Origin of the sequence: Streptococcus sp. FSL W8-0197 (genome assembly GCF_037963785.1) — a bacterium.
Classification (GTDB): Bacteria; Bacillota; Bacilli; order Lactobacillales; family Streptococcaceae; genus Streptococcus; species Streptococcus oralis_CQ.
In genome coordinates, this window is the sequence record NZ_CP150168.1 from 170,001 (window position 1) to 183,532 (window position 13,532).

12 protein-coding genes (1 of these 12 only partly in view) are annotated in these 13,532 nt (G+C 43.3%); 11 read left to right on the top strand and 1 reads right to left on the bottom strand.

The window, feature by feature from the left end; translation table 11 throughout:
* The 5 genes from NYE79_RS00985 to NYE79_RS01005 form a co-directional block, all read left to right on the top strand.
* Window positions 1-601, top strand: partial view of a gamma-glutamylcysteine synthetase gene (locus NYE79_RS00985; RefSeq protein ID WP_213952428.1) — the end only. Its footprint begins 677 nt before the window's first position; the window shows 601 of its 1,278 coding nt (coding positions 678-1,278); its start codon lies beyond the left edge, outside the window; the stop codon is at window positions 599-601.
* A gap of 74 nt (window positions 602-675) precedes the next feature.
* Window positions 676-2,160, top strand: a complete 1,485-nt coding sequence (thrC, locus tag NYE79_RS00990; protein ID WP_213952429.1) for a threonine synthase — start codon at window positions 676-678, stop codon at window positions 2,158-2,160.
* A gap of 60 nt (window positions 2,161-2,220) precedes the next feature.
* On the top strand, window positions 2,221-3,501 hold the full coding sequence (locus tag NYE79_RS00995; RefSeq protein ID WP_213952430.1) for an MATE family efflux transporter: 1,281 nt from the start codon (window positions 2,221-2,223) through the stop codon (window positions 3,499-3,501).
* A 3-nt stretch (window positions 3,502-3,504) separates the two neighbouring features.
* Entirely contained in the window at window positions 3,505-4,161 is a 657-nt protein-coding gene (locus tag NYE79_RS01000; RefSeq protein ID WP_049484511.1) for an HAD family hydrolase, read from the top strand.
* 128 nt (window positions 4,162-4,289) lie between these two features.
* On the top strand, window positions 4,290-5,501 hold the full coding sequence (locus NYE79_RS01005) for a LysM domain-containing protein (protein WP_049484512.1): 1,212 nt from the start codon (window positions 4,290-4,292) through the stop codon (window positions 5,499-5,501).
* Between the two features lie 180 nt (window positions 5,502-5,681).
* Here the strand turns inward: NYE79_RS01005 and NYE79_RS01010 are convergent, their stop codons facing one another.
* Window positions 5,682-6,539 (bottom strand): DUF975 family protein, encoded by an 858-nt coding sequence (locus NYE79_RS01010; protein WP_216728916.1) that lies wholly within the window; start codon window positions 6,537-6,539, stop codon window positions 5,682-5,684.
* Window positions 6,540-6,655: 116 nt separating this feature from the next.
* On the opposite strand from NYE79_RS01010, the gene tgt reads away from it, so the two are divergent.
* The 6 genes from tgt (at window position 6,656) to comGB (ending at window position 13,531) form a co-directional block, all read left to right on the top strand.
* Window positions 6,656-7,798: a tRNA guanosine(34) transglycosylase Tgt gene (gene tgt / locus NYE79_RS01015; protein ID WP_001285237.1), complete on the top strand. Its 1,143-nt coding sequence runs from the start codon at window positions 6,656-6,658 to the stop codon at window positions 7,796-7,798.
* A gap of 133 nt (window positions 7,799-7,931) precedes the next feature.
* Window positions 7,932-9,749 carry an acyltransferase family protein gene (locus NYE79_RS01020; protein ID WP_216728917.1) on the top strand — a complete coding sequence of 606 codons (1,818 nt, stop codon included), beginning with the start codon at window positions 7,932-7,934 and terminating at the stop codon, window positions 9,747-9,749.
* 140 nt (window positions 9,750-9,889) lie between these two features.
* Window positions 9,890-11,041, top strand: a complete 1,152-nt coding sequence (gene nagA / locus NYE79_RS01025; protein ID WP_216728918.1) for an N-acetylglucosamine-6-phosphate deacetylase — start codon at window positions 9,890-9,892, stop codon at window positions 11,039-11,041.
* A gap of 154 nt (window positions 11,042-11,195) precedes the next feature.
* A complete protein-coding gene (locus NYE79_RS01030) occupies window positions 11,196-11,561 on the top strand; it encodes a DUF1033 family protein (protein ID WP_216728919.1) in 366 nt (121 codons plus the stop codon).
* Window positions 11,562-11,625: 64 nt separating this feature from the next.
* On the top strand, window positions 11,626-12,567 hold the full coding sequence (comGA, locus tag NYE79_RS01035) for a competence type IV pilus ATPase ComGA (protein WP_216728920.1): 942 nt from the start codon (window positions 11,626-11,628) through the stop codon (window positions 12,565-12,567).
* A complete protein-coding gene (gene comGB / locus NYE79_RS01040; RefSeq protein WP_216728921.1) occupies window positions 12,515-13,531 on the top strand; it encodes a competence type IV pilus assembly protein ComGB in 1,017 nt (338 codons plus the stop codon). Before comGA ends, comGB begins: the two co-directional genes overlap by 53 nt.
* The last annotated feature ends 1 nt before the right edge of the window (window position 13,532 follow it).

The window sequence follows — 13,532 nt, forward strand, 5'->3', positions numbered from 1 at the left end:
TTGGGAAGAATCCATGCATGGTATCTATCCAGAGAATGTAGGTGTTAATACTAGACTATTTAAAGATGAGGATGATTTTTTTGACTATCTAAATCATTCTGCGATTTTTACTTCGGAGCGTGATGGGCAGACCTATTATTTTTATCCGATTCAGGCTAGGGACTATTTGGCTACACCTGAAATCCAAGCATTTACCCTTAATGGGGATGAGGTGTTAATTCATCCTCAGGAGGAAGATTTCCAAACTCATCGTAGTTACCAGTACCAAGACTTAACGACTCGAGGAACAGTTGAGTTTCGCAGTGTTTGTACTCAGCCGCTTGATAGGACCTTTGCTTCTGCTGCCTTTCATTTGGGCTTGTTGGTTCATTTAGACAAGCTTGAAGCTTACTTGCGAACTGCTTCATTTTTTACCACAGCTGGTCGTGATTATAAGTCATTGAGGCGACAATTTTCTAAGAAAAGGCTCGCAGATGAGGAAGAAACTGCAATTGTCGAGTTTTCAAAAGTCTTACTCCTTCTAGCTGAGGAAGGTTTGGAGAAAAGAGATAAGCAAGAAATGATTTATTTAGAGCCTTTGAAGAAAGAATTGGGATTATAATTTCTCTTATAAAGGGAGAATTTTCTGAAAAATCATGATATAATGGAATGGACTATAGATAAAGGATAGAGATTATGACATTAGTTTATCAATCAACGCGTGATGCGAATAATAGAGTAACTGCTAGCCAAGCTATTTTGCAAGGTTTGGCGACGGATGGTGGTCTGTTTACACCACTTACTTATCCAAAGGTGGATTTGGACTTTGACACATTAAAAGATGCTTCTTACCAAGAAGTGGCTAAATTAGTTTTATCAGCATTTTTAGATGACTTTACGGCTGAGGAGTTGGACTACTGTATCAACAATGCCTACGATAGCAAGTTTGATACTCCAGCTATTGCGCCATTGGTGAAATTGGATGGGCAATACAACTTGGAATTGTTCCATGGTTCAACGATTGCCTTTAAAGATATGGCCTTGTCTATCTTGCCATACTTTATGACGACAGCCGCTAAAAAGCATGGTTTAGAGAACAAAATCGTCATTTTGACAGCGACATCTGGTGATACTGGAAAAGCTGCTATGGCGGGGTTTGCCGATGTGCCTGGTACTGAGATTATCGTCTTTTATCCAAAGGATGGTGTCAGCAAGGTCCAAGAGTTGCAAATGACCACTCAGACTGGCGACAATACTCATGTTATCGCCATTGATGGAAACTTTGATGATGCACAAACAAATGTGAAACATATGTTTAACGATGTAGCTCTTCGTGAAAAGTTGGCTGCCAATAAACTGCAATTTTCATCAGCTAACTCTATGAACATTGGTCGTTTGGTACCACAGATTGTTTATTATGTTTATGCCTACGCTCAGTTGGTCAAGTCTGGTGAGATTGTAGCTGGTGAAAAGGTCAACTTCACAGTACCAACAGGAAACTTTGGAAATATTTTGGCTGCCTTTTATGCTAAACAAATCGGTCTTCCAGTTGGCAAATTGATCTGTGCTTCAAATGACAATAATGTTTTAACTGACTTCTTTAAAACTCGTGTTTACGACAAGAAACGTGAGTTTAAGGTGACGACTAGCCCATCTATGGATATCTTAGTATCTTCAAACTTAGAGCGTTTGATTTTCCATCTTTTGGGGAATGATGCGGTTAAGACAGCTGAACTCATGAACGCCTTGAACACGCAAGGACAATATGAATTGACAGACTTTGATGCAGCGATTCTGGAACTCTTTGCAGCTGAATATGCGACGGAGGAAGAAACTGCGGCAGAAATTAAACGTGTTTATCAAACAGATGCCTACATCGAGGACCCACACACGGCGGTTGCCTCAGCAGTGTATAGAAAATACCAAGCAGCTACTGGTGATGTAACCAAGACAGTGATTGCTTCAACAGCTAGTCCATACAAGTTCCCAGTGGTTGCCGTAGAAGCGGTAACAGGAAAAGCAGGCTTGACTGACTTTGAAGCCTTGGCTCAATTACATGACATTTCAGGAGTGGCAGTGCCACCAACGGTTGATGGCCTTGAAACGGATCCAGTTCGTCATAAAACAACAGTGGCAGCTGCTGACATGCAAGCAGCGGTGGAGGCTTATCTAGGACTTTAAGACAGAGGGAGTAAACTCGGTTGGGAAACCAACTGAGTTTCTTTTCATCAGGAGGAAGGATTGTTTAAGAAAAATAAAGACATTCTTAATATTGCATTGCCAGCTATGGGTGAAAACTTTTTGCAGATGCTCATGGGAATGGTGGACAGTTACTTGGTCGCTCACTTGGGACTGATAGCTATTTCGGGTGTTTCAGTGGCTGGCAATATTATCACGATTTACCAGGCGATTTTTATCGCTCTGGGAGCTGCTATTTCCAGCGTTATTTCAAAAAGTTTGGGGCAGAAAGATCAGTCCAAGTTGGCTTATCACGTGACAGAGGCTCTCAAGATAACCCTATTGCTGAGTGCACTTTTAGGCGCCTTATCGCTCTTCGCTGGGCAAGAGATGATAGGGATCTTGGGAACTGAGCAGGATGTGGCCGAGAGTGGTGGACTCTACCTATCTTTGGTAGGCGGATCGATTGTTCTCTTGGGCTTGATGACTAGTCTAGGGGCCTTGATTCGCGCAACGCATAATCCGCGTCTGCCTCTCTATGTTAGTCTTTTATCCAATGCCTTGAATATTATTTTTTCAAGTCTAGCTATTTTTGTCCTTGATATGGGCATAGCGGGTGTTGCTTGGGGGACTATCTTGTCTCGCTTAGTCGGTCTTGTGATTTTGTGGTCGCAATTAAAGCTGCCTTTTGAGAAACCGACTTTTGGACTCGATAAAGACTTACTGACCTTGGCATTGCCAGCAGCAGGAGAACGTCTCATGATGCGGGCTGGAGATGTAGTGATTATTGCCTTGGTTGTTTCTTTTGGGACGGAGGCAGTAGCGGGGAATGCAGTTGGAGAAGTCTTGACCCAGTTTAACTACATGCCTGTCTTTGGTGTCGCTACGGCAACGGTCATGCAGGTGGCTCGAGCAGTTGGAGAGGATAACTGGGAAAGAGTAGACGAGGTAAGCAAGCAAACCTTTTGGCTTTCTCTGCTTCTCATGTTGCCCTTAACTCTCAGTATCTATGCCTTGGGGACACCATTGACTCATCTCTATACGACGGACCCTATAGCAGTTGAAGCGAGCGTTTTGGTGGCACTGTTCTCTCTACTAGGAACTCCCATGGCGACAGGGACAGTTATATATACGGCAGTGTGGCAGGGATTGGGAAATGCTCGCCTCCCCTTTTATGCGACAAGTATTGGGATGTGGTGTATCCGTATAGGGACAGCCTATCTTATGGGTATTGTTCTTGGTTGGGGCTTGCCTGGTATTTGGGCAGGGACTCTCTTGGATAATGGTTTCCGTTGGTTATTTCTACGTTACCGTTACCAGCGTTATATGAGCTTGAAAGGATAGGAGATGCAAAAAATAGCCTTTATTTGGGATTTAGACGGGACTTTATTGGACTCTTACGAAGCGATTTTGTCAGGGATTGAGGAGACCTTTGCTCAATTTTCTATTCCTTATGATAAGGAAAAAGTGAGAGAGTTTATCCTCAGGTACTCTGTGCAGGATTTGCTGGAGCAGGTAGCAGAAGAGAGAAATCTGGATGCGGAAGTACTCAATCAGGTGCGTGCCCAGAGTCTGGCTGAGAAGAATACTCAGGTAGTTTTGATGCCAGGTGTGCGTGAAGTGCTAGCTTGGGCAGACCAAGCAGGGATTCAGCAGTTTGTCTATACTCATAAGGGGGACAATGCTTTTGCCATTCTCAGAGACTTGGGGTTGGAATCCTATTTCAAAGAGATTTTAACCAGTCAGAGTGGCTTTGCGCGCAAGCCCAGTCCAGAAGCGGCGACCTATCTGCTAGACAAGTATGAGTTGGATTCTGAGAACACCTACTATATAGGAGACCGAACTTTGGATGTGGAATTTGCCCAGAATAGTGGCCTTCAAAGCATCAACTTTTTAGAGTCTTCTTATGAAGGGAATCAGAGGATTCAAGCACTGGCAGATGTTCCTCATATTTTTGAGGATTGGGGACGAGAAGATTGTGTCAGTTTTGTGACAGAAACCTAACAAACTATTTCAAGTAATCGAGTTTGTTACAAGGAATAGACAGTTCTGTTAAATAGGCCCGAGAGGGCTTTTTTTCTGCTTTTTTGTGTTATGATAGACAGGTACTCATTTGAAAGGAATATGAACGAATGAAGAAAAGAATTATTTTAGCCTCAACAGTAGCCTTGTCTCTTGCTCCCGCATTAGGAGCTAAAGCTCAAGAAATCTCTTGGACAGCACGTAGCGTTGAGCAAATCCAAAATGACGTGACGAAAAACGAAAACAAAAACAGCTATACAGTTCAGTATGGTGATACCCTGAGCACGATTGCAGAAGCTTTGGGAGTAGATGTGACGGTCCTTGCTAATTTGAATAAAATTACCAATATGGACTTGATTTTCCCAGATACTGTCCTCACTACAACTGTCAATGAGGAAGAAGAGGTAACGGAAGTTGAAATCCAAGCTCCTCAATCAGATGCTAGTGAAGAAGTGACGACTGCGACAGCTGATTTGACGACGAATCAAGTGACAGTTGATGAACAAACAGTTCAAGTAGAAGATCTTTCTCAACCAATTGAGGAAGCTCCAACTGCAACAGAGACTGAAAAACCAGCAGAAGTAGCGCCAAGTTCAGAAGTTTCTGAGACAGCGACAGTTGCTGAAGAGACACTATCTACAGAAACACCTGTAGCTGAAGAAACAGCTGAAACGACTCTAGCGGAAGCACCAGTAGCAGAAACAACTCGCCCAGTTGAAGAAGCTCCACAAGTGGCGATTCCAGCTACCGAAGAAACGGCAGCAACAACTCCAGCAGAAGCCCCAGTAGCAGCTGCTCCAGCAACTGAAACGCCTGCTGATACAACAGGAACAAGTGCAACAGAAGAAACAGCAGCATCAACAGCAACTTCTGACACTGCAACTTCGACTTATCAAGCAGAGCAAAGCCAAACTCCTTCAAGAACTTATTCAGCTCCAGCGGCTCCTGACTATGCAGGACTTGCTGTAGCTAAGTCTGAGAATGCAGGTCTTCAACCACAAACAGCAGCCTTTAAAGAAGAAGTAGCCAACTTGTTTGGGATTACATCCTTTAGTGGCTACCGTCCTGGTGACAGTGGGGACCATGGTAAAGGTTTGGCCATCGACTTCATGGTTCCAGTGAGTTCAGCACTCGGGGATCAAATTGCAGAATATGCAGTCAAAAATATGGCTAGCCGTGGTATCAACTACATCATCTGGAAACAACGTTTCTACGCTCCATATGATAGTAAATATGGACCAGCCTACACGTGGAATCCAATGCCAGACCGTGGCAGCGTAACCGAAAACCACTATGATCACGTTCACGTATCAATGAACTAATCACTAAAATGGAAGTTGGAAACTGATTAAGTTCCCGCTTCTTTTTTGTGTGTCATTCCTTCAGGGTAGACAAGAAGATTATTCTAAAGCAAGGTGGGCCTGCTATTTTGACTCTGCTGAGTATGTTGCTTTTGAAATAAGAAAACCAGCGTCCTGAACGACGCTGGTTTTTGTATGCTCTTATCCATTTCGACGTTTACGGGCTAGTAAGGCTCTGTAAAAGAAGATATGATTGTTTTGGATATAGGGAAGGAGTGAAAAACTAGCAATTCCAAAAGTAATCCAATTGAGGAAGTACCAAGGAAGTAGTTGTAAATCGAGGACAAAGCGCTGGAATTTGTAACCTTTCATCAAGAAACGGCTGGTTCTCAGGATTTGGCTTGGTTTAGCCTGTCCTAAATCCAGAGTGTCGCAGAGGAGGAATTCTACCTGCGAGTAGGCGTAATGTTGCGGAACGTAGAGGATGTTCCCTACAATCATCAAGATGAGGCTCGCGAAAAAGTAGAGGCCAAAGGTCATAAGGAATTGCTCGGTTTCAAGGGATGAGAGGTTTAATTTTGGAAATTCAGGATGTAGGGCGACAAATCTCCGAGCTAAGAGATTGCTATAAAAGAGAAAATAAACGCCTACTAAGTTTGGGATGCTCCATAAAAAGAGGTAGAAACTTTTGAGGAGCAGAGTGAGGAAGGTTTGCGAGAAGCGCTCTTCAGCAAAGAGGGCCAGGCTTGATTTTACTGAGAGTTCCGTATCAGGATCCTTGAGGAGTCGGAGTGTCGCAAAGGCAGCACCTGCTAGAAAAATCGTGCTCATAAAAGAAACCACTAATGGGAAGAGATAGACTTGGAGTACTTGTGCCAGCATGCTGAAAAAGGATTGCTCTAAAACACTTTCTTGGAGACGAGCCAAGGGGTTGAGAAAGCCTGATAAGATGACCAGTATGCTAGGTAAGAGATAGACGAGAAAGAGACGGGGATTTTCAGCCTGAAATTGCCTAGCCTGCAGACGAATAGTTTTTAAATCAATTTTTGGGTATTTCATTCTCTCATTATACCATAGTTCGTGACAGTTCCAGCTTTTTTTGATAAAATCATACAGTATGCCTTTGGGCGCAAAGTATGAACTGGGACTGTTTTTCCCAGCTTCGGAGGTAAAAAATGTCAGATTCACCAATCAAATACCGTTTGATTAAGAAAGAGAAACACACAGGAGCTCGTCTGGGAGAAATCATCACGCCGCACGGTACCTTCCCGACACCTATGTTTATGCCAGTTGGGACCCAAGCCACGGTCAAGACTCAATCACCAGAGGAGTTGAAGGAGATGGGTTCAGGGATTATCCTGTCAAACACCTATCACTTGTGGCTCCGTCCAGGAGACGAACTCATCGCACGCGCAGGCGGTCTCCACAAGTTCATGAACTGGGATCAGCCCATCTTGACGGATAGTGGTGGTTTTCAGGTTTATTCTCTAGCGGATAGTCGAAATATCACAGAAGAAGGAGTAACCTTTAAAAACCATCTCAATGGTTCCAAGATGTTCCTATCGCCAGAAAAGGCCATCTCTATCCAGAACAATCTGGGCTCAGACATCATGATGTCCTTTGACGAATGTCCTCAGTTTTACCAACCCTATGATTACGTTAAGAAATCAATCGAACGTACCAGTCGTTGGGCTGAGCGTGGTTTGAAGGCTCATCGTCGTCCGCATGACCAAGGTTTGTTTGGAATTGTACAGGGAGCGGGCTTTGAAGATCTTCGCCGTCAGTCAGCTCATGACCTTGTCAGCATGGATTTCCCAGGCTACTCTATCGGTGGTTTGGCAGTGGGAGAAACGCACGAAGAAATGAATGCAGTCTTGGACTTCACAACTCAACTGCTACCTGAAAACAAACCTCGCTATTTGATGGGTGTGGGAGCGCCAGATAGCTTGATTGATGGAGTTATTCGTGGTGTAGATATGTTTGACTGTGTCTTGCCAACTCGTATCGCTCGTAATGGGACTTGTATGACCAGCCAAGGTCGTTTGGTTGTCAAAAATGCCCAATTCGCTGAAGACTTTACGCCACTGGATCCTGAGTGTGATTGCTACACATGTAAGAACTACACACGCGCCTACCTTCGTCACCTGCTCAAGGCTGATGAAACCTTCGGTATCCGCTTGACTAGTTACCACAATCTCTACTTCTTGCTCAACCTGATGAAGCAGGTCCGCCAAGCCATCATGGATGATAATCTCTTGGAATTTCGTGAGTATTTTGTGGAAAAATATGGCTACAACAAGTCAGGACGCAATTTTTAAAGTGTAAAAATAGAATGCCAAAATCCTAAGTTTTCTCTTAGGATTTTTCCTATTTTTTTGATAGAATAGGGAGTATAATGGAATGGAAATTAGGTGGTGTTTTGCTTCCTAATTTAATGGAGAATAGACTCGTATGCGTATTAAATGGTTTTCCTTGATTAGAATTACAGGTTTACTTTTGGTACTTTTGTACCACTTCTTTCAAACAATCTTTCCTGGAGGATTCTTTGGGGTAGATGTCTTTTTCACTTTTTCAGGATTTTTGATCACCTCCCTCCTTTTAGAAGAATTTGGGAAGGCACGCCAGATTGATTTACTGGGCTTTTTTAAGAGACGGTTTTACCGCATCGTGCCACCTGTGGTGCTGATGATTTTGGTGACCATGCCTTTTACTTTCTTGGTTCGTCAAGACTATGTTGCTGGAATTGGTGGCCAGATAGCTGGAGTTCTCGGTTTTATGACTAACTTCTATGAAATGTTAACAGGGGGAAGTTATGAATCCCAGTTCATTCCGCATCTCTTTGTTCACAACTGGAGTCTAGCTGTTGAGGTTCACTACTATATCCTTTGGGGCTTAGCGGTTTGGTTCTTATCGAAACGTTCAAAATCTAGTAGTCAATTGAGAGGGATGGTCTTTCTCCTTTCTGCTGGAGCTTTTATCATTATCTTTTTCTCCATGTTTATTGGTAGTCTAATGGCTAGTTCCTATTCATCTGTCTACTTTTCAAGTTTGACCCATGTCTATCCTTTCTTTTTAGGAAGCATTTTGGCGACGGTTGTGGGTGTTCGTCAGACGAGCGATTTGGTAAAGCAATTTGATCGGACGTGGGATCTTCGTCAGAATCTACTGGTGTTTATTGCGGGACTTTTGGTGCTAGTGCTCTTGACTTTCTTTGTCAAGTTCACCTACCTGTTTGCGTACTTATTTGGCTTCTTGCTGGCAAGTTTAGCGGCAGCGACCATGATTTTTGCTGCGCGTGTCTTGCATGAGAAAACGCCTGAGATACAAGAACCTCGGATAATTACATTTTTAGCGGATACCAGCTACGCGGTTTATCTCTTCCACTGGCCTTTTTATATTATCTTTTCTCAGTTGATGGGTAATCTACCTGCTGTTATTCTGACGATCATCTTTTCTTATTTCTTTGCTATCCTATCCTTCTATATTATTGAGCCATTGATTGCCGGTAAATCCAATCCTTTAATACGGAAGATTAGTCGATTGCCTCATATTAAACCAATTAGTGCTGGTGCTGCTGGCATTCTTACCTTGATTACCTTGATTATCATAGCTGTGGCTCCTCAAGTTGGAGCTTTTGAGACAGACTTGATGGTCAATGGTTTCAAACAAGCCCAGACCAATATAGGACAAACAAAGACTCTTGCTGAACAAGCTGAACTGAGTCGTCTAGGAATTTCTGAGGGAACAAGCCTAATAGGAGATTCGGTAGCCTTGCGTGCCAATACAGCTTTACAAGAGGCACTTCCTGAAGCAAATATCAATGCCCAGGTTAGTCGAACGACCAAGCAAGCCAATGATATCATGCTCAATAACAGTCAGAACAAGGCGCTGCTAAAAACAGTTGTCATTGCAACGGGGGTCAACAATCCTGAAGGTTATAAGAATGATTTGGACAGCATCGTTAACAATCTACCGAAAGGACACCATCTGATACTGGTGACACCTTATGAGGGAGACAAGAGCAAGGACACTTATGCATCAGTGGAGCAGTATGCGGCTTATGCGAGAGAATTAGCTGAAAAGAATCCATATGTGAGCATCGCTGACTGGAATAAGGTCGCTAAGGAACACCCTGAAATCTGGGCTGGAACTGACCAAGTCCACTTTGGAAATGATAGCAACATGATTGAAGAAGGTGCTAAACTTTACGCAGAAACGATTGCATCTGCTGTCAAGGCTGCTCAAGAATTGCCTGTAAAATCAAAATAAGATCAAAGAGTTGGAGAAATCCAGCTCTTTTAAAATATCTCTAGAAAATAGGTCTATACCATTTACAAATGAAAAAGAAAGGTTTATAATGTAATTGACATAATAAATTCTAGAATCAATCTATCAAGGAGGTTATCATTATGCCTAATTATATTAAAGCGGATCAGTTTTTCTACCCACACGGAGTTCGTCGTGGCGGTTACTTGGAACTTGTGGATGGCAAGTTTGGCAAACATGTAGAACAGATTCCTGAAGGAGCTGAGGTGATTGACTATACAGGATACAGCATTGCCCCAGGACTTGTGGATACCCACATTCATGGATTTGGCGGTGTGGATGTCATGGATAATAACATCGAAGGAACACTTCATACCATGAGTGAAGGGCTCCTCAGCATGGGAGTAACGAGTTTCTTGCCAACGACCTTGACTTCCTCTTACGAGCAGTTGCTTGCAGTAACTGAAAATATCGGTGCTCGTTACCAGGAAGCAACTGGAGCGAAAATTCGTGGTATCTATTTTGAAGGTCCGTATTTCACAGAGAAATACAAGGGAGCTCAAAACCCTACCTACATGAAAGATCCTCGTATGGATGAGTTTCGTGCTTGGCAAAAAGCAGCAAATGGCTTGCTTAATAAAATTGCCCTTGCGCCAGAACGTGAAGGTGTAGAAGACTTTGTACGTACGGTTACGGGAGAAGGTGTGACGGTTGCTCTTGGACACTCCAATGCGACTTTTGACGAAGCTAAAAAGGCAGTAGATGCTGGAGCGAGTGTTTGGGTACATGCCTACAATGGGATGCGTGGTTTGACTCACCGTGAACTCGGTATGGTGGGAGCCATGTATCAATTACCTCATACCTATGCAGAGTTGATCTGTGACGGTCACCACGTGGATCCGAAAGCCTGCGAAATCCTTATCAAACAAAAAGGAACAGAAAATATTGCTCTTATCACAGACTGTATGACAGCGGGTGGATTGGAAGACGGCGACTACATGTTGGGAGAATTCCCAGTTGTCGTTGCAAATGGAACTGCTCGTCTCAAATCGACAGGTAACTTGGCGGGTTCTATTCTCAAACTCAAAGACGGTTTGAAGAATGTGGTTGACTGGAACATTGCCTCTCCACATGAAGCAGTCATGATGGCCAGCTTCAACCCAGCAAAATCTGTTCACATTGATGATGTTTGTGGACAAATCCGTGAAGGTTACGACGCTGACTTTATCGTGCTAGATAAAGATTTGGAATTGGTAGCTACCTATCTAGATGGTGTGAAACGTTATCAAGCCTAAGAAGATAAAAAATAGGGGTCAATAAAGGACTCCTATTTTTATTATCAGATGAAAATAATAGGATTAAAGAAATTGCTAATGGGGGAAACAAGCAAAATCCTTTCCTTGTTTTGAAAAATTCGTTATAATATACGGTACAAAGGAAGTAGTGAAAATGTATCGTGTTATAGAAATGTATGGGGACTTTGAGCCTTGGTGGTTCATGGAAGGTTGGGAAGAAGATGTCATCATGAGTCAACGGTTTGACAAGTACTATGATGCTCTAAAATATTATAAATCATGCTGGTTTGAGCTGGAAAAGAAGAATCCTCTTTATAAAAGTCGGAGTGATTTGATGACTATCTTTTGGGATCCTGCTGATAAACGCTGGTGTGATGAGTGCGATGAGTATTTGCAGCAGTACCATTCTTTGGCACTTTTACAGGATGAGCAAGTCATCCCCGATGAAAAGCTACGTCCAGGCTACGAAAAACAAACAGGTCAAGAAAAGCACCGTTCTTGCCGCATGAAATTGAGATAAAAAAGCAACTTTTAAAAGTTGTTTTTTTTTATTTTTTTGCGAATAGTTAGATAAGGAGGGCGGTATGGTACAAGAAATTGCACAGAAAATTATTGCTACTGCGAAAGAAAAGAAGGCTCAGGATATCTATTTTATTCCCAAGGAAAAATCCTATGAGCTTCACATGCGGGTTGGAGACGAGCGGTGTCTCGTTGACTCCTATGAGTTTGATGTTTTAGCTGCTGTGATTAGTCATTTTAAGTTTGTAGCGGGTATGAATGTAGGGGAGAAGAGACGTAGTCAGCTGGGCTCTTGCGACTATCAGCATGGGGAGAAGGTGTCTTCTCTTCGTTTGTCTACCGTAGGAGATTATCGGGGACATGAGAGTTTGGTTATTCGTTTGTTGCACGACGAAGAGCAGGACCTGCATTTCTGGTTTCAGGATATGAACGAACTGGGTGAACAGTACCGGCAACGGGGGCTCTATCTCTTTGCAGGTCCAGTTGGAAGTGGCAAGACGACTCTGATGCACGAATTAGCCAAGTCTCTGTTTATGGGGCAACAGGTTATGTCCATTGAAGATCCTGTCGAGATCAAGCAGGAAGACATGCTCCAGTTGCAGTTGAATGAGGCGATTGGCTTGACCTATGAAAATCTGATCAAACTGTCTCTCCGGCATCGTCCGGACCTCTTGATTATCGGTGAAATTCGTGATAGCGAGACGGCGCGTGCAGTGGTTAGAGCTAGTTTGACAGGGGCGACAGTCTTTTCAACCATTCATGCCAAGAGTATCCGAGGAGTTTATGAACGCCTTCTGGAGTTGGGTGTGACGGAGGAGGAACTAGCAGTTGTCCTGCAAGGCGTCTGCTACCAGAGATTAATTGGGGGAGGAGGAATCGTTGACTTTGCAAACAAAGACTTTCAAGAACACCAGCCAACTAGCTGGAATGAACAGATTGACCAGCTTCTTAAAGATGGACATATCACAAGTCTTCAGGCTGAAACGGAAAAAATTAGCTACAGCTAAGCAGAAGAAAATCATCACTTTGTTTAACAACCTCTTCTCCAGTGGCTTTCATTTGGTGGAAATTATTTCTTTCTTGGGAAGAAGTGCCCTGCTAGAAAAGGACTATGTGGCCCAGATGCACCAAGGCTTGGCTCAGGGGAAATCATTCTCAGAGATGATGGACAGCTTGGGCTTTTCAAGTGCTATTGTGACCCAATTATCTCTAGCTGAAGTGCATGGAAATCTCCACCTGAGTCTGGGAAAAATAGAAGAATATCTGGAAAATCTGGCCAAGGTCAAGAAGAAGTTAATCGAAGTGGCGACCTATCCCCTGATTTTGCTGGGATTTCTCCTGCTAATCATGCTGGGGCTCAGGAATTATTTGCTCCCTCAACTGGGCAGTAGCAATATCGCCACTCAAATCATCGGCAATCTGCCACAAATTTTTCTGGGGCTAGTGTTGGTTTGCTCTCTATCTTTACTTTTAGCCCTCACTTTCTACAAAAGAAGTTCCAAGATGCGGGTCTTTTCGATGTTAGCGCGGATTCCCTTCCTAGGAATCTTTGTCCAGACCTATCTGACAGCCTATTACGCGCGTGAATGGGGCAATATGATTTCGCAGGGGATGGAGCTGACGCAGATTTTTCAGATCATGCAGGAACAAGGCTCCCAGCTCTTTAAAGAAATCGGTCAAGATCTGGCTCAAGCCCTGCAAAATGGCCACGAATTTTCTCAAACCATAGCGACCTATCCTTTCTTTAAAAAGGAGTTGAGTCTCATCATCGAGTATGGAGAAGTCAAGTCCAAGCTGGGGAGTGAGTTGGAAATCTATGCTGAAAAAACTTGGGAAGTCTTTTTTACCCGAGTTAATCGTACCATGAATCTGGTACAGCCACTGGTTTTTATCTTTGTGGCCCTGATTATCGTTTTACTTTATGCGGCAATGCTTATGCCCATGTATCAAAATATGGAGGTAAATTTTTAAA